At 39.2% G+C, this 24,490-nt stretch carries 17 protein-coding genes; 3 read left to right on the top strand and 14 right to left on the bottom strand.

What is annotated here, in order from left to right; all coding sequences use genetic code 11:
* Window positions 1-17: 17 nt before the first annotated feature.
* A complete protein-coding gene (locus WJM97_RS09305; RefSeq protein WP_353932758.1) occupies window positions 18-656 on the top strand; it encodes a Uma2 family endonuclease in 639 nt (212 codons plus the stop codon).
* Window positions 657-784: 128 nt separating this feature from the next.
* Here WJM97_RS09305 and WJM97_RS09300 read toward each other — a convergent pair whose 3' ends face one another.
* The 3 genes from WJM97_RS09300 to WJM97_RS09290 form a co-directional block, all read right to left on the bottom strand.
* Window positions 785-1,810 (bottom strand): serine/threonine-protein kinase, encoded by a 1,026-nt coding sequence (locus WJM97_RS09300; RefSeq protein WP_353932757.1) that lies wholly within the window; start codon window positions 1,808-1,810, stop codon window positions 785-787.
* A 282-nt stretch (window positions 1,811-2,092) separates the two neighbouring features.
* Window positions 2,093-4,678: a hypothetical protein gene (locus tag WJM97_RS09295; protein WP_353932756.1), complete on the bottom strand. Its 2,586-nt coding sequence runs from the start codon at window positions 4,676-4,678 to the stop codon at window positions 2,093-2,095.
* A 313-nt stretch (window positions 4,679-4,991) separates the two neighbouring features.
* Window positions 4,992-8,069 carry a hypothetical protein gene (locus WJM97_RS09290; protein WP_353932755.1) on the bottom strand — a complete coding sequence of 1,026 codons (3,078 nt, stop codon included), beginning with the start codon at window positions 8,067-8,069 and terminating at the stop codon, window positions 4,992-4,994.
* 580 nt (window positions 8,070-8,649) lie between these two features.
* On the opposite strand from WJM97_RS09290, the gene WJM97_RS09285 reads away from it, so the two are divergent.
* The gene (locus WJM97_RS09285; protein WP_353932754.1) at window positions 8,650-10,623 is read left to right on the top strand and encodes an iron uptake porin; all 1,974 of its coding nucleotides are present in this window, start codon (window positions 8,650-8,652) and stop codon (window positions 10,621-10,623) included.
* A gap of 130 nt (window positions 10,624-10,753) precedes the next feature.
* A complete protein-coding gene (locus tag WJM97_RS09280; protein ID WP_353932753.1) occupies window positions 10,754-11,203 on the top strand; it encodes a DUF29 domain-containing protein in 450 nt (149 codons plus the stop codon).
* Window positions 11,204-11,666: 463 nt separating this feature from the next.
* Here the strand turns inward: WJM97_RS09280 and WJM97_RS09275 are convergent, their stop codons facing one another.
* The 11 genes from WJM97_RS09275 to WJM97_RS09225 form a co-directional block, all read right to left on the bottom strand.
* Window positions 11,667-14,033: a molybdopterin cofactor-binding domain-containing protein gene (locus WJM97_RS09275; RefSeq protein ID WP_353932752.1), complete on the bottom strand. Its 2,367-nt coding sequence runs from the start codon at window positions 14,031-14,033 to the stop codon at window positions 11,667-11,669.
* Between the two features lie 62 nt (window positions 14,034-14,095).
* Complete coding sequence (locus WJM97_RS09270; RefSeq protein WP_353932751.1) at window positions 14,096-14,713, bottom strand: NADPH-dependent F420 reductase; 618 nt, start codon at window positions 14,711-14,713, stop codon at window positions 14,096-14,098.
* A 62-nt stretch (window positions 14,714-14,775) separates the two neighbouring features.
* Window positions 14,776-15,240, bottom strand: coding sequence for a (2Fe-2S)-binding protein (locus tag WJM97_RS09265; protein ID WP_353932750.1), 465 nt, complete (start codon window positions 15,238-15,240; stop codon window positions 14,776-14,778).
* Between the two features lie 201 nt (window positions 15,241-15,441).
* Window positions 15,442-15,834, bottom strand: coding sequence for a nuclear transport factor 2 family protein (locus WJM97_RS09260; RefSeq protein ID WP_353932749.1), 393 nt, complete (start codon window positions 15,832-15,834; stop codon window positions 15,442-15,444).
* Window positions 15,835-15,889: 55 nt separating this feature from the next.
* Entirely contained in the window at window positions 15,890-16,333 is a 444-nt protein-coding gene (locus WJM97_RS09255) for a nuclear transport factor 2 family protein (RefSeq protein ID WP_353932748.1), read from the bottom strand.
* Between the two features lie 51 nt (window positions 16,334-16,384).
* On the bottom strand, window positions 16,385-16,765 hold the full coding sequence (locus WJM97_RS09250; RefSeq protein ID WP_353932747.1) for a nuclear transport factor 2 family protein: 381 nt from the start codon (window positions 16,763-16,765) through the stop codon (window positions 16,385-16,387).
* A 152-nt stretch (window positions 16,766-16,917) separates the two neighbouring features.
* Window positions 16,918-18,624: a thiamine pyrophosphate-binding protein gene (locus WJM97_RS09245; protein ID WP_353932746.1), complete on the bottom strand. Its 1,707-nt coding sequence runs from the start codon at window positions 18,622-18,624 to the stop codon at window positions 16,918-16,920.
* A 135-nt stretch (window positions 18,625-18,759) separates the two neighbouring features.
* Window positions 18,760-19,623: a type 1 glutamine amidotransferase domain-containing protein gene (locus WJM97_RS09240; protein WP_353932745.1), complete on the bottom strand. Its 864-nt coding sequence runs from the start codon at window positions 19,621-19,623 to the stop codon at window positions 18,760-18,762.
* Between the two features lie 834 nt (window positions 19,624-20,457).
* Window positions 20,458-21,261: an MBL fold metallo-hydrolase gene (locus WJM97_RS09235; protein WP_353932744.1), complete on the bottom strand. Its 804-nt coding sequence runs from the start codon at window positions 21,259-21,261 to the stop codon at window positions 20,458-20,460.
* 108 nt (window positions 21,262-21,369) lie between these two features.
* Entirely contained in the window at window positions 21,370-23,622 is a 2,253-nt protein-coding gene (locus WJM97_RS09230; RefSeq protein WP_353932743.1) for an adenylate/guanylate cyclase domain-containing protein, read from the bottom strand.
* Window positions 23,623-23,629: 7 nt separating this feature from the next.
* Window positions 23,630-24,382 (bottom strand): DUF928 domain-containing protein, encoded by a 753-nt coding sequence (locus WJM97_RS09225; protein ID WP_353932742.1) that lies wholly within the window; start codon window positions 24,380-24,382, stop codon window positions 23,630-23,632.
* Window positions 24,383-24,490 lie beyond the last annotated feature (108 nt).

The following is a 24,490-nucleotide window of genomic DNA, read 5'->3' as shown; positions in this document are numbered from 1 at the left end:
TATTAGGACTCAAGATAATGTTATTAGAATTAAAGCGTATTCATGTACCTCCAGGACAAACAGTAATATTAAAAAATGTCACTTGGGTAGAATTAGAAACCATTCTCGAAGAATTAGGAGAACATCGTGCTGCGCGAATTGCTTATGATCAAGGAATCTTAGAAATTATGACTCCATTACCAGAACATGAAGATAATAAAGAAATTATTAGTGATTTATTTAAAGCATTATTAGAGGAATTAGATATTGAATTTAGATGTTTAGGTTCTACCACATTTAAAAATCAATTTATAGCGCAAGGTATCGAACCAGAACAATGTTTTTATATCAAAAATGAACCTTTAATTAGGGGTAAAAAACGAATAGACTTAACTATTGATCCGCCACCAGATTTAGCCTTAGAAATTGATATTACTTCTCGCACTCATTTGAATATATATCAAGGGTTAAAAGTTCCTGAAGTCTGGCGTTTTGAAAATGGTAAGTTGAATATTAATATATTAGAAAATGATCGTTATATCGAATCTCAGTCAAGTTTAAATTTTCCTAATTTACCATTAATAGAAGTTATTCCTGAATATTTAGAAAAAAGTAAAATTATCGGTAGAAATGGGACAATTAAAGAGTTTAGAAATTGGGTAAGACAGCATTTTTAAAAGGTTTATATAATATAAAATTACTGAGAATTTTCAGGATGTTATTGAATGATTTTTTGTTGGGAAGTTGGGGATTTTTTGAGGATGTTATTGATGATGGTTTTTGCATTATTTAAACCATCTAAAAATTACCATCCTGTACATCCTTGAGGAATGAAAATTTCCTTCATCTTAGATACAAAAGAAGAAGAATTTTCAGGTTGCGGTAAACGCACAGTTTGAGGTGGAGGTGGTGGAGGTGTAGAAATATTTTGTTGTTGTTGTGGTTGAGGTGTAGGAATAGGTGGTGTTACAGGTTGAACAACCAAACCCAAATTTTCCCGAAACTTAAAAACCGTTGCAGTACGTTGTTCCGGTTCTATTTCCATTCCCTGCAAAATAGCATCATTCACCCTCTGACTAATGCGAGAATTATAATGTTTAGGTTCTGGTAAAGGTTCATCTTCATATTTCCGGTTTGTTGCTGGTACTGGACAAATTTCTCCCTCTTTTTTCAATCCATCAGCAGTTAAGAGATAATATAAAGTTGCAGCTAAAGCATAAACATCACTGTGAGAACCAAAATTACCCTTTCTTCTATATTGTTCAATAGGTGCATAACCTTCTGTGAGGGAGTTTGTCATGCTTTTAGTAGCAAGACTGCGAGTTAAACCAAAGTCTATTAAAACCGCTTCTTGTTGATTTTCTCGTAACAGAATATTTGATGGTTTAATATCTCGGTGTAACTGTCTTTTTTTATGAATATACTCCAACGCTTGACCAATTTGATTTATATATAATAATGCTTCTTGTTCTGATAATTGTCCGTTTTTTTGGACATAGTTAAATAAAGTCACCCCATCAATAAATTCCATCACCACCCCAAAAAGTTGACCTTCTTGGATGACTTCATAAACTTTGAGAATGTGTCTATGATCAAAACCTTTAATTGTCAATGCTTCGTTAATAAACTTAACCTGTTGTTCTGTAAAATCTTCCCTTCGTTGCATGGTTGAGTTGAGGGTTTTGATAGCGTATAATTTACCAGTGCTGGGTTCTAATGCTTTGTAGGTAATACCAAAACCACCAATACCTAAAGCCTCACCTTGAATGATAAATCTACCGTTGTTGATTTCTTGTCCTGGTTGCCAAATGATCATATCCTTAATAGTCAAGATTGCTGAGATTAATTTTAATATATTATATATTTATCTTTTGTCTGAATCAGGATAACCAGGATTGGAGAATTTACAGGATGTAGTTTGAAAGTATCATATTTTAATTTTTAATTATCCAAATTTATCTGCGTCTATCTGTGTGCATCTGCGTTAGATTATTCTGACTGTTAAATTATCCTTCCTTTTCAAAATAACATCTTGGACATTCTGATGCAGCCCATAAAAATGGTGCGTTAAATTTCACTAACGCACCCTAAAAATTATGAATTTACAAAAAGATTACATAAACGCAAAGTTAGCGGTTTCTAACTGAGCTTGAGTAATACCCATAAAGCTGGCCACATTAGTACCTTGGACAGCCAGAGTAGCATTACCTAAACCATCTGTACCAAAACTGAGATCAGCTTGGACATAACCACCAATACCAATGGTATCCATACCTAATTCCAGGTCAAGAATGGTATTAGCAGCATCTGGTAACTCAGCATTGACCAACCAGAACTGATCCGCACCCACACCACCGGCAATGAGGTTATTTCCACCTGTACCGACATAAAACTCGTCGTTACCTTCACCACCTAAAGCTCTATCTCCGTAACCCAGGAAGAAAATATCATCTCCTGCACCACCGGACATTCTATTTCCACCTTGGCCATCGGTAGCTTCAAATTCATCATCCCCTGAACCACCAAAGACTCGATCATTAGTGCTGACATAAATGGTATCTACACCACTACCACCGAAGATTCTGTTGCGTCCGACAGTAGATAAACTGACATCAACCTTGTCATCTCCAGCACCAACAAATACTATGTCCCGCCTACCATCTAGGTCTATGGGTGCAAAGAGATCATCATTTCCTGGTGTACCAAATACTAGGTCTTCAGATTGAGCTATCACATCAGCTGAGGTTAAACTTTCTACTCCTGTGAGGATAGCTAGGACTTCTTGGGTATTGGTAACTTTGACTTCTAAATCACCTTCTATTGCTGTTAGAGTTAATTGATCAAAGGATAGGTCATCTAATAGGCTGATTTGATCTTGTCCGACTACAAAATCATAGATGGTGTCTGTTCCTTGTCCTGTGGTTAAGACAAAGGTATCACTATCTTCATTACCGTAGAGGTTGTCATTACCTAAACCACCGTTGATAGTGTCATTACCACTACCACCATAGATAACATCATCTTCATGACCTCCCATGACATGATCATCATTTTGGTAACCAAACAGGACATTCTTTTCATCCTGGATGCCGATCAGATTGTCACCTTCTTTAGTTCCGAATACCATGGTTGTCCATTCGCCATCCCAGATACGTCGCCATGCACCACCTTGACGAGCAGCAGCAGCTAGAGCATAGGAATCTACGTAAAACTTATATTCGGCAATTTGACCGTTTTCTAGGCGAATATCAACAGTAAAAGGTAACAACTGCTCTATATTATCTGCTTGTAATGCAGCTTTGTTACCTGTTTCTTTATTGATCAGGGATAGTCCACCATGAACGGCAATACTATTATCTTCAACTACGTATTTATCAACAACAAACTCTTCAACTTCAAATTCACTGAATAAGTCTGCTAAAGATTCTTTAACTTGCTCTTTACCGATTTTTAGTCCTATAAAAGGAAGTAAAACTTGAAGTTCATGAGCAAACTTATCATCAGCATAATCAGAAGGGTTATTAGCTCCTAAAGTGGGAGTAATAAATGTATAACGAATATCTTCATCAAAGTTTGTGTCAATGTAGTCAAAAAGTGTGTTGATATCACCTGAAAAGGAATTGAAAAATCCTTGCACTACATCAAGATTGATAGCTTCATCTGCTATAGAATCTCCAGGAACTTCAGGTTCAGGAATGGGGGTTCTGTCAGTATTAGGAATTTCTTGGAAGTCTGCCGCAGTTAAGGTTAAACCACTGGCACCATTTAAGATAGCTAGAGATGTACTATTGGTACTAATTTGTAAGTCACTGCCAACAATACTAAAACTGACATCAGCAAAGGTTAAAGTACCTATTAATCCTAGAAAATCTGTACCTTGCACAAAGTCAGTAATAGTATTAAACCCTTGATCTAAACCAATACCAAAGTTATCCGCACCATCACCACCTGTTAAGGTATCATTGCCTGTGTTGCCATAAAGGGTATCATTGCCTTCACCACCATTAATGATATCATCACCACTACCACCCCAAATGATATCATGATTAGTACCACTAGTCAGAGTATCATTACCTTGATAACCATAGATAATATTACTTTCTGTTTCATTTCCTGTGATAGTTTCACTGTCAGTTAATCCAAAGAAGATATTTTGCCATTCTCCATCCCAATATCTGCGCCAACTAACTCCTTGACGTGATATTGATGAAAAGCTAAAAGTATCTTCAAAGAAGAGATAATTTTGAAACTTTGGTACATAAACGTTAGGATCAGGATCAGAATCACTAACTTCAATATCCACTGCTAGTGGTATTACCTCTGCTTGATTACCTGTGTCTCTGCCGACAAAGAAAAAATCACCAAAGACCGTAACGTTATTACCATCAACAACGAATTTTCTGGTGTTAAATTCTCTAACTTCGACTTCTCTCAGTAACTCGCTAAAATAGGCTTGAACTGCGGGGATACTATTTGCTACACCAGAATGAGGTGCTGCAAACTGTCTTTCGTGGGTAAATTTATCATCAGAATAATCTGCTGGGTTGTTAAGTATTCCACTGGTACGATTTAGAATTACATATTCAATATCTGGCTGGAAATTATTTTCCAGATAGGTAAAAAGTGTGCCATCTACAAAAGAGCTAAAATATCCTTGTACTACGGCTAAGTTAGCCTGTTCTATTGCTGATAAAGTCATGCAAATACTCCTATTAAACTGTCCGTTTTTTATTAAATACTTAGTAAATAACAACCCGGTATTATACGTAATCTAGTGTATCTTAGATTAGTCTTCTACTTTATTGAATAACTTGATCACTTAAGATTTAATTTAATAATTTGTTGCAAAACTTGAAGGCTAATTATAATTTTTTGCTGGGCAGTAGATGAACTTCTCTTCAATTCTGAGCCGATGCGGATATAGGCTTTTATATCCTGAAATATCAACAAAAAAGCAAGCTTTGTCAACCTCTCCCCAAGAAGGAGAGAGGCTAAAGTTCATCTTTTACAGACTACATAAACGCAAAGTTAGCGGTTTCTAACTGAGCTTGAGTAATACCGATAAAACTGGCCACATTAGTACCTTGGACAGCCAGAGTAGCATTACCTAAACCATCTGTACCAAAACTGAGATCAGCTTGGACATAACCACCAATACCAATGGTATCCATACCTAATTCCAGGTCAAGAATGGTATTAGCAGCATCTGGTAACTCAGCATTGACCAACCAGAACTGATCCGCACCCACACCACCGGCAATGAGGTTATTTCCACCTGTACCGACATAAAACTCGTCGTTACCTTCACCACCTAAAGCTCTATCTCCGTAACCCAGGAAGAAAATATCATCTCCTGCACCACCGGACATTCTATTTCCACCTTGGCCATCGGTAGCTTCAAATTCATCATCCCCTGAACCACCAAAGACTCGATCATTAGTGCTGACATAAATGGTATCTACACCACTACCACCGAAGATTCTGTTGCGTCCGACAGTAGATAAACTGACATCAACCTTGTCATCTCCAGCACCAACAAATACTATGTCCCGCCTACCATCTAGGTCTATGGGTGCAAAGAGATCATCATTTCCTGGTGTACCAAATACTAGGTCTTCAGATTGAGCTATCACATCAGCTGAGGTTAAACTTTCTACTCCTGTGAGGATAGCTAGGACTTCTTGGGTGTTGGTAACTTTGACTTCTAAATCACCTTCTATTGCTGTTAGGGTCAACTGATCAAATGTCAGATCATCTAAGAGACTGATTTGGTCTTGTCCGACTACAAAATCATAGATGGTGTCTGTTCCTTGTCCTGTGGTGAATATAAACAGGTCATTACCTTGATTACCCCAAAGTTCATCATTGCCTAAACCACCGGCGATTTCATCATCCCCTTCTCCACCGGAGAGGGTGTCATTGCCAATACCACCGGAGAGGGTGTCATTTTGCTGATAACCATAAATGATATCGTCAATATCACTACCTTCAAAGGTTTCCCCGGTATTAGTTCCCCAAGAAATATTAGTTAACTCACCATTGTAATTTCTTGTCCAAGACCCACCCATACGGGAACTATAACCAAAGATGTAGAAATCTTCAAAGAAACTGATCAAGTCAATTTTGGGAACTAATTCCCCTGTTTCTTCATCCAGAACGTGTTTAACTTGAATATTGTAAGCAAAAGGTCCGTCCGTAATATTGGCTGTACTATTATTTCTGTACAAAAACCGTCCAAAGATGGCAATATTATCTGGATCTGCGGAGTCGGTGACAAATTTTTCTATGTAGAAATTGGTGACAGGGGGTTGGTCTGGCCAGCGTGTTCCCAGAATATCTACTACTTGGAACAGGTTAAAAATAAACCCTTGTGCGCCCTCAAAACCAGTCCATTCTTTAGTTGTTGGTGTAATGCGGTAGCGTTCCCCAGAGAAGGCATCATCACCGGTGTAGTTGTTATTTTCCCCTTGTATCACTACATAACGGGCATCTTCTGTAAAGTTATCTCTGGTATAGCGGAATACATCTCCGGTAAAGAAGGACTGGAAGAACCCAAGGACTAGAGATTCGTTGGTGTCAGCATCACCAATGACATCATCAGGTTCTGTAACACCAATTTGATAATCTGGTCTTATTTCTGTAAATTGATCGGCAGTGAGTTCTGCCGCAGTGATGTTTTCTAGAATAGCTAAAGTTGGTAAACCTGAACCTATAAGGCTAATTTCTGCACCATTTACCCCATCAACTATGGTTAATTGGTCAAAGGTGAATGTTCCTCCCAGACCAATTTTGTCTCCCTCAACAATGGAAAAGTCTGTAATTGTGGATGTTGTGGCTTCTGAGGTGAGATCAAAGAGGTTTTCCAGAACGAAAATATCAGCGTCTGCACCACCTGTTAGGGTATTGATGCCAGTATGACCATAGATCCGATCTTGACCTGCACCACCATCTAAAAAATCATTACCGCTACCCCCGTAAAGTTCATCGTCACCAATCAAACCGATCAACGTATCATCACCTTGTAACCCATAAAGTTGATCGTGGGGATATTCTGGATCGTAGTATTTACTGGTGTCTGTAAAACCACTGAGGTAATCACCTTCACCTGTTCCCCATTGAACATACAAAGGCAAAAATAGACGCTCTTCTATTTTGCCAACTTGAAAGGGATTGTTATTTAGTCCGTTGCCATTTTCATCTACTAAATAACCCTTGGGGTCATAGTGACGACCAAATAAGGGATTTTCAACATATTTGTTAGGATCTAATTCGGAAACTGTGGGAAAACGAAAATCTTCTACATTGGATCCTGTTTGAATTAATGGTCCGACACTTAGTCCATATTGCCCTCTCCATGATCCTCCTACCCGCATTGCTGCTGCTAGGGTGTGAGTATCAGTCCAAAAATGATAGGTTTTGATTTTCCCCTCTGAACCATCTTCAAACTCAATATCTATACGGAAAAGGGCTTTAGCTGTATTACCAGTAAACTTATTACGGAATTCAAATTCCCCATATACTGCCAAATTATCATCATTGGCAATAATTCCGTAGGGTAGGGGTGATGGTCTGTTTCTCTCCTGGGCAAATTCTTCTGTACTAGTAATGAATTTAACAATTTCAAAATTATTGAAAAAGTCTTCGTAAAAATTCACTACTCCATCTGGTCCGACAAAGTTATCGCTAAAGGGTATCAAATCATGTCGTTCATGGGCAAAGGATAATTCATTGTAGGCATTGGTATCTAGTTGATTTGTTTCTGAGGTAAAACCTCCAATCCGAGGAACGACTTTGACATCAGACAGGTTAAAGATGCCATTGGCAGGATCGGAGGTAATAAAGTTTAGTGTTTTTAAAGGTAAACCCCCTACGGATTCAGAATAGTCTGTTGGTGTGGTTGTGAGTAAACTTTCTGGGCCTGTTTCGTCTCCTCTACCTAGTCTTTCTTCTCCACCACGAATGAATATATATCTGCTCTCTTCTGCAAAAAAGTCTTCTGCTTGACTTAAGATGTTACCATTTTTTTGCGATTCAAAAAATGCTTGAACTAAGGCTATGTGTGCCTGTTCTTCTAATGTATATTCAGCCATGATAATTGAAAACTCCGCTTTGTTACGCTTTGCTTATTTGTGTTTAAATTGAGTGAGCAGAACTGAGTAGATAAGTATTAAGTCACTGTGTAACTGTACTGTAGTTAAAAAAGTATTAAAGCCATCTTTTTAGTTTATTTACCCTGAGCCTCAGTGATAGCTCGCAGTTTGCCCAACACTTAGTTTTAAGCATAGAGTAGTGATTTTTTTACTCTAAGGTTAGGCTTTTTATTTTCCAAACATATACAATATAACCTAAAACTGCTGTTTAGGTAATAAAAATTTCAGTGGTTTTTAGTATTTATTCTCAGATCAGGCTTCCAGCTAATCTGGTGTGATTTATTTTTCTTTACATCTAAAATTCTACATTGTTATTGTTGTATGATTTTACAAGAGAGTATTTTGTAACTCAAAGGATGTCTGGAAAATATTGGGTTAATATATTCACCACTAAATAAGTGTGGTTGAGTATTCAACCAAAATAGCGGAAAGTCTTGCTTAGTAAGTCTTACGTTAGATAATTGTGAGTTAATTTTCATAGTTTCTTAAAAAACATTAAAAAATTGGTGTGATAATTATCATGTTTAATAATCTAAAAGATTACCCAAATCAACTATCTGTAAAACAAGCATTATGGATGACTATTTTACTATCCTCCTGTGTAGCAATTCATCCTTTGCAGGTGTTAGCAGAAACTAAAAATACTGCATCTGAGACAGCAGAATCAGAACATACTGTAATTCCAGAAAAGATTAGTAATATTGATATTAACTCTGTTAACCAAGATCCGCAAAACCCAAACAGCGTTAAATTAGTCATAAGTACAATTAATGAGCCATCAGAATTACCTGTCACTAACCCTAGTATAACCTCTGTTGAAGAATTTACTGATTTTAGCTCCAATGCCACGGATTTAACCTTAAACCCTGGTGATACTAACGATAGTATGGCACAGGTAAATTCTGTATCTCAATTTCGAGATGTGTCTCCTAGCGATTGGGCATTTACCGCTTTACAAAGTTTAGTAGAACGCTACGGTTGCATTGCGGGTTATCCTGATGCCACTTTCCGAGGTAATCGGGCAATGACCAGATATGAGTTCGCAGCGGGTTTAAATGCCTGTTTAGATAGAATTCAAGAACTAATTGCTACAGCTACCGCCGATGCAGTCACAAAAGCTGATTTAGAAACCTTAGAAAGATTACAAGGGGAATTTTCCACAGAATTAGCTAATTTGCGTGGCCGAGTGGATGCACTGGAAGCAAAAACCGCTATTTTAGAAGATCAACAATTTTCTACCACTACTAAACTCTATGGTTTTGCTTGGATGAACCTAGCAGCGGGTTTTTCTGATGGTAATATCCAGAGAGAATTAGGTTTCCGGGGTGCAGATGGAAATCCTGTAATTGATACAGTGAATGATCCTAGTACCACTTTCACAGGTTTAGTATGGTTGGATTTTGTTACCTCCTTTACTGGGAGAGATAGTCTAGTTTTACAACTAGCAATGGGGACTTCTAACTCATTTCCTGGGCCTTTGGCTAATTCCTATGCTTCCGCTGGTTTGGATTATTCTTTTGCTGATTTTACCACCGGGCCTGGGGCTGTAACTCCTGGTGAAGTAACAGTTAGAGAACTGTATTATCAGTTTCCTGTGGGTGATAAACTCCAATTTGTCATCGGTCCAAGGTTTAACTACTTCCGGTTTTTAGAAGGAAATCAATTTTCCTTTGCGTTTACTAAGGGAGCGCCGATTTTTAACTACATTAGCTTCAACTCTGCTAACAGTACCTTAGTTAATGCTATTGATCGGGGTGCGGGGGCGATCGCTATGTGGGATATGAGCGATAAATTTTTGTTAAAATTAGCCTACATGGGTGAAACCGACGAATACTTACCCAGTCCACCCTTTAACTCTGCTAGTGACCCCAATCAAGGTTTATTTGGGGGAACTAACACCCTCACCGCAGAACTAACTTATAAACCTAGCCGAACTGCCAACGTTAGATTTTTGTACACCCGCACCAATATGCAAGGGTATGACGTTACTGGTAGTGGGAATAGACAACTTTGTTGTGGTTTGACCGAACCATTTTATGGTGTAGCAGATGATGGTTTGGGTGGTGATGTTAGCAATGGTACAGCAGACACCTTTGGTATCAATGCAGATTGGCGCATTACTCCCAAATTCGGAATTTTCGGGCGTTATACCTACGGCAGTACCAAAGTTTATCCAACTACTCCCGGCGTTCCTGATGGAGAAATTAACACCCAGTCCTTCCAGTTGGGGATGGCTTTTCCAGACTTGGGTAAAGAAGGTGCAATGGGACAACTTTCCTTTTTAATTCCTATGGATATCACATCTGGTCGTGATTACCTGGTTTCCGGTGCTGGTAATGGTGGTACTTGGTATGAAATTGAAGGTAGTTATTTTGTGCCGATATCTAGCAATATTGCCTTAGTTCCTTCATTTTCTGTGGTTGTGAATCCTAATAACTTTGATAACAACCCGACAATTTTTATAGGTAACTTGCGGACACAGTTTAATTTTTAAAGGTCTTCTAGTTCCCAGTCTCAGACTGGGAATACTCCCAAGAAACAATGACAAGTATTTTACAGGAGATGATATTAAATGATATTAAATAAAATTATGATAAAATTGTAATAAATAGTGGTTAATAAATATGAGTAAAACATCAGTAAAAAAATTATATGAACAAGATTTTTATCTTTGGGTTGAAGATACAGTAAATAAATTAAAAGCTAGAGATAATGAAAATTTAGATTGGGAAAATTTAATTGAAGAAGTTGAGTCTTTGGGTAAAAGTCAGCGTAAAGCGGTGCGAGGTTTTTTGGTGCGTTTATTAGAACATTTATTAAAGCGGTGTTATGTACCCATGTCCGACTGTTATCGAGGTTGGGAAATTGAAATTAGAAATTTCCGTCAACGGTTACAAATTGAACTGGAAGATTCACCTAGTTTGAAAGGTTTTGTATTAGAGATACTTGATAAAAGTTATCAAATGGCATTGGATAATGTTAGAGATGGTTATCCTGATGTTTATTTTTCTGATGTTTTTCCATTTCCCCAAGATGTAGATATTTTATTAAATCAGAAGTTTTGGGAAGAATAATTATTTAGGGCTTGCTGAATAAATCTCAAAACATTACAGGTAAACGATTTTAGCGATTTTGACTTTCAAAAAATGCAAGCTTTGATGAGGTGAGAACTGAAAAACCTTGCATTTAATTCCTGCTTCAAGGAAAAATAGTTCCCATCCAACTCTTGAAACTGTCACCTGTCACCTGTCTCCACGACAAGACTTTATCAGCAAACCCTATTTAGAACTTACGCATTGACAGAAAACACCAAATATAGATGAAGAAAAACAATATATTGAGTACGGATTTAGCAGTTCTAAACCCCTACCAATTATAATTTGATATGTCCTAATCTGGCTGGGACTATATAAATTTAGCGGGCAAGATGCCCGCACCACAATACTTAAAAATATTAGAGAATCTCACTCGGAAAACTTTGCGCCTTTGCGCCTTTGCGTGAGATAAATTAATATTTTTAATTCAGTCCCCAGTCCCCTAATTCATCGCCCGCCAAACCTTCTCAGGCGTTAAAGGCATATCCAAATGCTTCACCCCTAAACCACTCAGTGCATCACAGACAGCGTTAACTATAGCCGGTGCTACGGGGGGGTTGCTGACATCTCCTGCACCTTTAGCACCCAAGGGATTATGGGGTGTAGGGGTAACGGTGCGATCTAATTCAAAATAAGGTAAATCTGAAGGTTTGGCGATCGCATAACTACTCAAATCATCGGTTAATAATTGCCCAGATTCATCATACACAGCCTCTTCAAATAAGGCTTGACTGATACCTAGATAAATATTCCCGTGAGTCTGTCCATCTACAATCATCGGGTTGCCTACATTGCCAAAATCATTCACTGCTACATAGCGGACTATTTCCACTTCCCCGGTTTCTTCGTCAACTTCCACCACAGCAATATGAGTACCGAAAGGATAACTAAAATCTGGGGGATCAAAAAATGTAATTACCTCTAAACCCGGTTCTAAGCCTGGGGGTAAGTCCCACGCATACCACAGTGCTAAACCGATATCTTGGATGGTTTTTACCTGTTCTGGGTTATTTTGAGGATAAAACTTACCATCTTCAAAAACGATCTTTTCCTCAGCAACTTTAAAAATATGCGCCGCCATTTTTCGGGCTTTTTCCTTAATTTGCTGACAGGCTTTATAAACCGTCGCCCCTTCTACACTATAAGTCCGAGAACCATAACTACCTTGTGCATATATCGCACCTCTGGTATCGGAATGTAGAACTTCGATTTTTTCAATATCTATCCCCAATTCCTGAGCCGCAACTTGGGATAAGGTGGTAACGTGACCTTGACCGTGGGGTTGACTGCCTGTAATTAAACTTACATCTCCCGTAGGATGAACGCGGATATGCACACTACCCCAGGTACTACCATTTAAACCGATCATTGATCCCATGACAGGAGATGGTCCAACACCGGAAATGGCGACATAAGAACCTATTCCCACACCTAAATATTTACCCCGTTGTTTAGCCTCTGCTTTGAGGTTTTGGATGTTGTAGTAGTCCACCATCGCCAAAGCCTTATCTAAAGCAACTTCATAATTACCTGTGTCGTAAGTCCAACCTAAGCCGTTTTCGTAAGGGAATTGGTCAGGTTTGACCATGTTTTTCCTTCTCACTTCTGCCGGATCTAAACCTATTTGATCGGCAAACAGATCAACTAACCTTTCAATGACACAATGGGCTTCGGTTCTGCCAGCACCACGAATGGGGCCAGTTTGCACGGTGTTAGTGAAGGCACAATAAACTTCATAAAAAGGATGGGCGATCGCATAAGCTCCGGTGACGCTACGACCGGTTAAACTGGTGGGTGCGCCGGGGCCGTTGGTGGCAGGATACGCGCCCAAGTTGGCATAATTTGTACAATAAAGAGCAGTAATTTTACCGTCTTTGTTTCCCGCTAAGGTGGCATATTCAATATGGTCGTGGGAGTGAACGGTGGTTCTAGCTAAACCTTTACGAGTGTCTACCCATTTCACAGGTCGGCCAAGTTCTTTAGCGAGAAATAGGGCGATCGCCGTATCTTGATATAAGTAGCCTTTAGAACCGTAACTACCACCCATTTCGGGAACAATTACCCGCAGTTTATTAAAGGGAATACCTAAAACTAATTGCGATAATAAGAACCTATTACCGTGGGGAATTTGCGTATTTGTCCAGAGAGTATAATCTCCGGTTTCCGGGTTGTAGCCGGCAATGGTGGCGCGGGTTTCGCTGGAATTGGCAATAACGCGAGGGATGCGAATTTTTTGTTTAATTACTACTTCAGAGGAGGCGATCGCCTTTTCTGTAGCTTCTTTATCCCCATAACTAGCATACTGGTTTAAATTCCCCGGTACTGTGTCATGTAATTGGGGTGCATCGGGTTGTAAAGCTAATTCTGCATCGGTGACAACTGGTAAAGGTTCATACTCTACATGAACACCTTTGAGGGCATCATACGCTTGTTGACGAGTTTCAGCCACAACTACCGCTACAAAATCTCCCACATAACGTACCTTATTTGTAGCTAAAACAGTTTGTGCGCCGGGTAAACCGTAGGGATGGGGAGGGAATTTAGCCTCTGCACCGCCAGGATTCATAATTACAGGCAGGGGTAAAATAGAACTCACATCAGCCCCAGTAATTACCCGGACAACACCGGGCATTTCTAAAGCTGCACTGGTATCAATACTTTTGATGTTTGCGTGTGCCTCTGTGCTGTGGAGAACAGCCAAATGCAGCATATTCGGGAGGGTAATATCTGCGGTAAATTTGGCTTCTCCTTTGAGTAGTTGGGGATCTTCCCGTCTTTTAATGGGTGTGCCGAGAATTTGTTTATTCATATATTTTGTTTAATGAGGGATATTTTGCACGCAGAGGCACAGAGTCGCAGAGAGAGAATAGGTTATCTTTTTAATAGTTTGAAGGCTGTTTCTCTGCCATATTGACGCGATATTTGTACCCAGAGTTTGGCTAGTGATTCTATTAAAGGTGCTGTATTTAATAATCCCACATCAACTACATCAAAACCTATTTCTTGGGCTAGTTGGGTAACAATAGATTTCGCTTCTGTGTCATCACCACAAATAAATGTACTGGCATTTTCTGCACCAAATTGGAGATTAGTTAAGTTATTAGCTCCTAATGTATTGAAGGCTTTAATTATTTTAGCTGTGGGTAGTAAACGGGCGATATCCCCGGCGGCTGAACCTGTGGTATCAGCTGGGGGTGGTATCATCCGGTTGGTGCTATCAATGAGTATTTTATCAGTGATGATATCTTGAATTTGTGTGAGAATTTCTGGGACATTTTGCCAATGTATAGAGAGTAAAATTACATCGGCAAAGGTAACTGCTTCTTCAATAGTGCCTGTGTGGAAATTAGCAGTAATACTATTGAGAATTGCTTGTACTTTATCACTTTGGGGCGATCGCACTGCAAAAAAAACCTCATGGCCTGTTTCTGCCCAAAGTTTACCTAAGTTACCACCAATATTACCAGCACCGAGAATACCAATTTTCATGATCCTATGAAATATTAATGAACTTGGAGAATGATTTTGCCGCGAGTATTTTTATTAATTGTTTATGCTTGTTGTAGTTTTTCTGCTGCATATTTAATGGCACTTACTACATTTTGATAACCTGTATCTCTGGAATAAATACCATCTAACCAAGCGCGAATTTCTGCTTCTGTAGGTTGGGGATTTTGCTTTAATAAATCCATAGATGATAAAATCATCGCTGGTGTACAAAAACCATTTTGGACAGCGTGCATTTCCCAAAAAGACTCTTGTAAAATGCTGAGTTGACCATTTTGAGCGACACCTTCAATGGTAACTATTTCACTACCATCTGCTTGCACTGCCAGAATAAATGAACTTTTTACAGATACTCCATTCAGGAGAATTGTACACACACCAGAGGTTGAACCACCATCATCCTTTGTCCCAGTTAAACCTAAATTATCTCTCAAAAAATCTACTAAAAGTAAATTAGGTTTAACATCAGCAGTGTATTTTTTACCATTAACTGTGACAGTAATTTCCATTTTTTTAGATGAGTTCAAAAATTTTGTCAATATCCTAATCCCTTCCCACTCCAAAATTACTCGTTCTCCAAAATTACTCGTTTTTTCTCTGTGTCCTCTGTGCCTCTGTGGTTCGTTATTAAAAACTTAGGTAATTTAATAGTGGAAGAAGAGTAATTTGTTTAAGGGTTTAGCAGTGCTAAACCCCTACTCCCAAATAATTTAAGCTACTGTACCGTCAGGATATTGAGTCATTCCCGCAAAGTGGATGGCGATTTTACCATCTTTTAAAACCCAGCTATCTGCAAATCGCATTTTAGCTTCTTGTCCACCTATTTGCATGGTGATATCTTCAACAATCATTAGGGTATCAGGATTTTCAGTTTCTGCCCAAAAAGCTATATCTGTTTGTAATCCTTCAATTCCTAAAATACCTTTAAAGTGTTCTTTGAGTTCTTCTGTACCACGAAAATATTTAGGCACTTTTTCAAAACTACTGATAAGAACTGCGTCATCAGTATATTGATTTAAAAGTCCTTCTACATCTTTCTTGAGGATGAGTTGAATGTGTTCTTCATACATTCTACCTAAAGCGGTATCGGGGGGTTTGGACATATTTTTTATGCTCCTGATTTTTTTGCTACTGTCAAAGTTTTGTGGATTCTATACTTTATAAAGTTGCTGAACCAGGGTAATATTTAAGTTCATCAACGATGTAAATAGAAACTACTGGTTTTTGGGTAGCTGGCGATCGCTTAACTGTCCAAGTTTGCAAAGCATCTAGTACAATTCTTTCGCTGTTGGGTGCAGGTGGTTTCCATACACTCGCTTCCCATTTTACGACTACTTTAATTTCTGTTTTTTCTGGGCTAGAATCAACAATTTTTACTTCTTTAACTGTGTGAACTTCATCAAAGAAAATATTGATGACTTTATTATACCAATCGCTATAACCGGCAAATCCTTTCACGGTTGCTTCCGGAAATCTTAGTTCTACATCTTCTGTTAATAGAGGCTTATATTCTTCTAAGGGATCATGAACATCTAATTTTTTGTACCAAGCTTTGGCAAATTCTTCTAATTCTACTTGAGTCAAAGGTGCTAAGTTACTCATGTTTGATTTCCTTGTTTAAACTATCAATAAATTAATCAAAACTTCCGCTTTTTAAGCGTCTCCTAGTCTGTGAGCAAAACCAAAGTGACGGGAGATTTTACCACCTTCTAATGTCCACACATCACCAACTGCCCATTTACCTGTTTTGGGAGATGTAATTGTGGCTTGGAAGGAAATTACATCATCGGTTTCCAAGAAGTTGTAAAGGGAGTCTACTTGTATTTCTCCTTGATAAGCAAGATAGGCTTCAAAGGCTTTTATTAATGCTTCTCTACCTTGGATGACGTTGGGGGGTGGAGTGTCTAAAAAGGGGAACGCATTATATAAAATTGCGTCTTCTGTATAGGTGTCTGTCACCATACCAACCATATCGCCAGCGACGATATATTTCATGTGGGTGTCGAAAAACTGGCGGCCGGGTGTATTACTCATTGTCTGGTTATCCTTTTTTTCTAAGTTGAAATTAACGAACCACAGAAGCACAGAGGACACGAAGATTAAGAGGGTATGATGGGTAATGAAAATAGATATTTCATCACCAATTACCTATTACCAATTACCCATTACCCATTACCATTTGTAGTTTATTGTCCACAGCGCACACCGATCATTTCTGGGTGAATATCACCCTCTAAAACCACATCTATTAAAAATGGTCCCTTGTGTTCTAGTGCTTGTTTGATGGCGGGTAGAATATCTTCTGGTTGTTCTACTCGCACGGCTTCGACTCCCATTCCACGCGCTATTTGATCAAATTGAATAGCTGGTTGGGAAAGATCAAAGCTGAGGGGAAATTCATGTTTAGTTACATCAATTTCTTGCCAATAGGCTTGGATGTTGAGTTGCAATAATTTATAGGAGCGGTTATTGCAAATGATAAATTTGGCATCCACGTTATGGCGTGCTGCTGTCCACAAGGCTTGGATAGTATACATACTTCCGCCGTCTCCTGTAAAGCCAATGACGGTTTTTTCAGGATTGGCTAATTTTACACCGATTGCCCCAGTAATTCCCACACCTAATGAACCTCCACGAGTCAGGAAGTAATGATCTGGTAAGGATGGGGGTAAATATCTGACGATACTGGGGGAAGAAGTTAAGGCTTCGTCAAAGATCATCACATCTTCTGGTAGCAGTGGTGCTAACTCGGCCATGAACTGGGAGAAGTTTAAAGGGTTGCGATCTCGTAATTCTTGATCCGCTGCTTTGGCCGCTGCGATTTTATCAGCTTTAGCTTTACCTATCTCTGCAATTCTTGAGGATGCTGCATTTTTGACTTCAGCGCCCATCATTGCTTCTAGAACACCGGCTAATTTAGCTAAGGTCAGTTTGGGATCACTAACTACACCCAAGTCTACAGGATGATTTTTAGCGATTTCATAGGCATTCAAATCAATATGAATTACCTTGGCATCGGGTGCAAAAATATTACCCAATTCTGGGAACACTTCCGGCACCATGTAAGTACCGCAGACTAGGTTGACATCCCCTTTTCTGATGATGGGTAAACTACTAGCACCAAACATATGGCCTGTAGATCCTTGATACAAGGGGTGAGCATAGCTGATGTTTAATTCCCCAGAGTCTACATCCCATACCTCTGCACCTAGCAGTTCAGCAACTTTGGTTAATTCTGCTTGCGCTCCTGAATAGGCTACTCCATCACCGACATAAATCATCGGTTTTTTGGCTGCTATGAGCATTTTTGCCATTTCCTTCACTGTGTCATCTTCGGGAACAACACGAGTGGAAGGAATGAAGGTAGGAATAATTTCTTCTACGACAGGAGCATCTAATATATCCTGGGGTAGACATAAATATACGGGTCCCATTGGCGGTGTCGAAGCAATTTTGATTGCTCTGCGCAACATCCGTAATAGGGATGATGGTTCATTCACACAGGCTGACCATTTGGTGACGGGTTTCGCCATACCCACTAAGTCTGCGGCCATTTGAGCATCCATCGCCGCATATTTCACCCCGGCATCTCCCCCAATTACTACTAAGGGAGCATGACCACGCATTGCTTGATACATTGCACCGATGGCATTACCCAAACCAACGCCGCTATGTATCTGTACTAAGGTGGGTTTTTTGGTGGCTCTAGCGTAACCATCCGCTGCCATAACAGCAACGGTTTCTTGTAAGGTGAGAATATACTTGATCTCTGGATAATCCCGCAAAGCATCAAGGAAACCCTGTTCTACTGTACCAGGATTGCCAAACATATAATGGATGCCATCTGCCAGGAACTGTTCAAGAATTGCAAAACGACCTGTTTTTTGAGTCATCCGATTTTTAATTTTGGGTTTTCAATTTTTGATTTTTGGTAGGAGTCAGCAGGGGCGAACGGCCGTTCGCCCGTACAGGAGTTCAAGAGAATAAAGAACTAATTTTTCTCCCACTCTCCCACTCTCCCACTCTCCCTAAAAACCGTAGCGGGTAAGTCCTTTTTCGAGAACTTCTACCAACAGGCGGCCACATTCCATGGAAGATGCGGTGGAACGACTGGTAATGAAAGGATAGTCAACTATTACGGAAGTAGCATGACCAACGTTTCCAATGAATGCTCCATCTGGTCCGACTGCATCACGAAGAATAAATTCTAGGGGATAGAATGGAGCGCCAAAGTTAATGTAACCATCACCAAATCCTTTGTTAGAACCATCAATGGCGTGGGGGCCTTCAAATCCTGTACCGTCTAGGTAGTCGTAGTCAATGGGGTGGCCTGTAACGTGTTTACCCCAAATCAAGCTCTTTTTCTCCCGGAAGTCTCTAGCAAATGCTAGACAGCTAACTCCGTAACATTCAGCAGCTATGGGTTTATTGAGTTTGACAAAGCCTAAAATCAATTCGTGTAGTCTGGTGTTGTTGGCTAAGTCTACTAATGCTCCACTACCACCAACAATGACTAAAGCATCATAATTTACGAGTTCTTCCGCGACGATTTTATCTATGGTTTCATAATAGGCTTCCATGTCTCTTAAATAGGTGGGAGAACTAGGATAAGCTCTTAATGGAAACCAGTCTGCTAGGCTTTTAGGATTCTCTAATCTGCCAGAGTCTATAACTTTCATGGTCTTTGCACCCATTTCTTCGGAGGTGACGGAACGACCTAATGGGGGATCAATATATCCAGGGGCGCAACTAACGGATAATGCGGTGGGATATTTACCATTGGGTGTGATGAAGGTAACTTTATATCCAGCCGCATCACAAGCTTCTAATGGTCCGACTAGTTCTTCACCCCAGTAACCCCATTCTGACAACATAAAAAGAATATTTTTCATTGTTTTATTACCTTTGTTACAGATGAATGAAATAGAAATATCACAGTTAGGGAGTTTTTAGTTACAGGTTTTTGTTGAGAAACATTTCGTTTTTCTTGTTTAACCTTTGGTCAGATATTACTTTGACTTGAGGTAACTAATGTGGAATTTATGCTAACAGTATTGTCAGCATGGTAGTTATGATTTCCCTATCAGAGATAAACAGCAGCAAATTTTACGTTTTCGGAAAATTGGAGCTTGAATATTGAGAATTTTTTGGACAGGTGAAATGTTAGCTGGACTTGGCATTGAAATCTATCAACGCTAACGGTGTTTCTATGCGTAACTAATAATTAAGTAGGTGAGTAGTCCTACACGTAAGCATATACTAAAAAGTAGAATGTATCATCACCATAGGATGATTCTACAGGAGGGTTATTTTTGAATACGATCCTAGAATAGTCGTTAGTTGTGCAGTTGGCAATACGGTTTTACAAGTAGGATTATTAATTTTTTCTGTAGATTAGCACTCTTTATTTCTATCTAGGCATTCTATCAAGGACGGTAAATATATTCTGTTGGTGATGGAGATTATACAATATTTTATTTTATTAGCAAGTACCTGGAGATAGAGATAAAAGTAAACAAAACTGTATAAATGATCATGATCATGGATTCATGGGGAAATTTGCACCTATATTCTTTGATAGTTATTTATTGTTAACGATGTAAATTCTCATAAATCATTCAATTAGTAATCTCGTTACATAAATATAGAGTTATCTAGCAGTCTTTGAAAAGGAGATTAGAGGTCAATACTGCTCAATTAAGATGTTCAAAATCACTAAACCCAAATTAGTCAGAAATTTGTTTTAATAATTGATGCTGACATAATGAAAGCTCAAATACCTGACCACGCTCTACAAAACCGCAAAACCCGTCTGTTTTCGCATCAGGTAACAATCCTGGTTGATAACCGTACAACCACATTTTATTTTTAATTCTGTTTGGTAATTTTGATAATTGTTGATAATTAGCATGAACAGGAGTTTGATAGCGGGATGTTTCACAATCATGGAAAATTATATCTGACTCTTCATATACTTCCCGATGTTGTTCATAACATAATTGAGTATCTGTAGATATAAATATTTTCATACCTTCTACGGTGAAAAATAACCCATAGCTAGGCATGAGAGAAAAGCCATTGTTAACATGGATCACTTTGATGAGTTTAAATTGGATTTCTTGCCAAATAAAATTACCTTGATGAGCAATTTTATGCTGTTCAAAAAAAGTATCCATTGTGGCAATTTCTCCTTCTAGAAATCTCAATCCACCGGATAAAGTTCTATCCCATAAATTGCTGGCTACATCTTTACTTAAATAAATGTGTGGTTTTCTGCATCTGGGATCAAATAATGTACTAAAGGCAATATATTCAAGTCCTCCTACATGATCAGAATGCTGATGGCTAATATAAATGTCGGTAATATCAGCATAGGATAAACCTGCGGCGTGGAGAGAGAATCTAATATCTGTACCGCAGTCAATTAAAAGTTTATCGTTGTTTTCAGTAACTAATAACATATTGGACTGAAAGTTATTAGCACCAATTGTGAAAGCAGAACCTGATCCTAAAAATATTAATTTTATCATTTTCCGATTGTGTATTAATGAAATCTTGACTATGAACAATTAGAAATGGTGTAGTCTAAAAGTTAAATATTTATCATGGTTATAATTTTCAAAAAATGTGTTATTGCTTTACCCTTGTTCTCTGCTATCTGGGGATGTTTGGGATTTGGCGGTTTTAATTAAATTGTTGAACTTTTTCATAATTGCTGGGGGTTTGGCGGTAAACCTAATACAGAAATGGCCTATTGCTGATGATTCTTTTTCTAAGACTTTGGCATACATATCTTCTTTTTCTCCTTCTTTATGTGGATGACATAAATTAATTTTGAGATTACTTAAACAGGCTGGTGGTTCTTGAATCCCTTGTGCTAAACAAATCTCCGCTTCACGGGTAGACAGTTTAACAACAGTGCCTTTAAAAAATGAATTACCAATATTTTTCCCATCTACTATTACATATTCAATGGAAATAGGTTCAGGTAAGGTACATAGTTCTTCTTCAATTTGGGGAAGAGACAGGTTGTATTCCCCTTTAATGCCTGATATTTTATAAACATTGATTGGTTCTCTCACACCTTTTGGTGTAACTTGCAGTGTGTGGTCAATAACTACTAAGGATTCTACTTCTTTAAAAGTTGATTCGGAGATAATAATTTCCCCCCCCGTGGTGTAACCTTCAATGCGGTAAGTTAAGTTAACTTGATCGCCAACGATACCATACTTGGTACGTTTTTCTGAGCCGATGTTACCAACTACGACGACTCCTGTATTAATACCGATACCCATTTCTAAGGGTGGTAAACCCCATTCTGCCATTTGATTGTTGACTTTAACCATAGCTGATTGCATGGCAACACCGCAAGCTACGGCTCTGGCTGCATCGTCTTTTCGAGCGGTGGGAGCGCCAAATAATACTAAGATACCGTCTCCCATGAATTCATCAATAGTGCCTTGATATCTGGTAATTTCGTCGGCCATACATTCTAGGTAAAAGTTGAGGATTTTCACCACTCCTTCTGGTGGTAATCTTTCGGATGTGGCAGTAAATCCTCGTAAATCGGAGGTAAAGATGGTGATTAACCGCCTTTCACCACCAAGTTTTAAACCTTCTGGACTTTCTAGTATGGTGGCTACAACTTCATCGTTGATGTAACGTCCGAATATTTTGCGAATCTCTCCGGCTGTATGGGCAAAATAAGCTGTGATGGCGACGGCAGAACCTGTTAAGGCTAGAAATGGGGGAACTACGGGCAACCACCAACCAAATAGGAAGGCTACGTAGGTACTACTTAGTAAAGCTCCTCCAGCTATAGTGACAGCGATTATCCTCTGGGGTGCCAGTGGGTTATGAAATTGCAATTTCCAGGTTAGGGCTGCACCGGTGGCACTCCATAGTAGTATCCAAAGCCATTCTTGGGGTTCTGTCCAACTTTTGAACAGTGGGCGATTTGCTAAGGCTGCATTGATAATTTGGCTGGTGATATGACTATGAATTTCTACGCCGCTCATGGGTTCTGGGAGGCTCAGGAGTTCGCTACTGTGGGGAGTCATAAATGAGTCTTTAAAACTTTCTCCTACGTAACCAATCAGGATGATGCGATCGCGTCCCCAATCTTTTGCTACTTTGTCTTCCAGGATATCTGTCATGGAAACGGTGTCAAAAAACCCGGTTTTTCCCCGATAGTTAATTAATATTTGATATCCACCTGCATCAGCGCGAACATAGCTCCCATCATTACTTTCAAAGGCTTTAAATTTAGCTTTCCCTACTTGAAAATCTTCGGTGGCGGAAATTCCTTCTTTTTCCAGGTATAGCAGAGCTAAATATAAACTGAAACTATAGATAGTTTCGTCTGGTTTGGGGTTGATGTACAGTAAGCCCCGTCTAACTTTGTTGTCAGCATCAACTAATAGGTCATTTGCGCCTACTTGATCCTCTTGTTTGAGGATGGGCGGTGGATCTACTCGCTCGTATCTCTTTTCTCCTATGACTTTTTGGATACCAATGAGATTTGGGGTTGTTCTAAATACCTGTTCTAGTTCTGATGTACCGGGTGGTGAGGGTAAGTTGCGATATATATCCAGTCCTATTGCTCTTGGTTGTCTGGCTTTGAGTTTGTTGAGTAGTTCGGCTAGAACTTGATCGGAAATGATTGCTTGTTTGAGGTGATCTAGGTCTTCTTCATCAATACCGACTATGACGATTCTGTTGTCATTGGTTTCTTGGGGTCGCCAACGCATATATTGATCAAAAACTCCCCATTCCCAAGATTGCAATAACCCACAAAAACGGATGATGATCACGGCTAGGGTAATCAGGGGAGTGGTGATCCATAAACTGCGTCCTTGCCAAAGGAAATTTTTGAGCTTCTCTACATCCATTTAAGGTTTAGGGTTGGTTGTCGGATAGTTCTGTGATGTTTAGCAGTGGCTCGTCAGCTATGACTTCTAGTCCAACTGATTTTAAAAGTCCTTGCCATTCGTTGGGTTTTTCCTCACGCATTTGAACAACTTTTGTCATGGTTTCTGGCCAGATGTCGTACTTGGCATAAATTTCTGCTTGTTTGAGGGGTGTTGCTTTTTCCAGGGCTTGGCTTACGGATGAACTTATGGCGGTACGTTCGATTGTTCCCTCTGTATATTCATCGGCACTTCTGTCATCGGGGTTACAAACTATGGTGAAGTACCATTGATATGTTGAGCCTGTTTTTAAGGATACTTTGGGCGGAATGGTTAATTTTACTATTCCTGGCTGGCCAGGAAGTTTAAAGCTGGTTTGATAAATATCTTCTTCGTCTGCTCTGAGTATAAATTCTCCTATCTGGGCTTTGGTTTGAGGAATGTAAAGATAAAAATCTGGATTTTCGGACAGGGTGAGGCTTTTGTTTTCCCGTGTAGGCATTAAGGCTGTGAGGGTGGGTTTATTTTTGTCAATTGTCAAACATGAAAAGTTACCTCTTTTTCCTCCCCCAGAGGATCTTGCGGGAGTGCCTTTAGGATCTCCTGATGGGAAATTAACGCTCACTTGGACAGGTGATGGCTGGGCTAGTAAATGAGTGGGGAAAGCAAAAAGCAGTAATAATGCTGGGGAGGCTATGAAAAAAAGTTTACGTAAGTAGTGAGAATGTTTGCGTGCTGTCATGATAGTTAAAATTAAGTTTTTCTTTTACTTCTACGTTAGTTTACTGTGATTGATTAATACATGGCTTTATGAAAAATTTACAATTATTAGGATTACCCTGCGGGAAGT

Origin of the sequence: Okeanomitos corallinicola TIOX110 (genome assembly GCF_038050375.1) — a bacterium.
Taxonomy (GTDB): Bacteria; Cyanobacteriota; Cyanobacteriia; order Cyanobacteriales; family Nostocaceae; genus Okeanomitos; species Okeanomitos corallinicola.
This window is presented reverse-complemented; position numbering and strand designations above follow the sequence as displayed.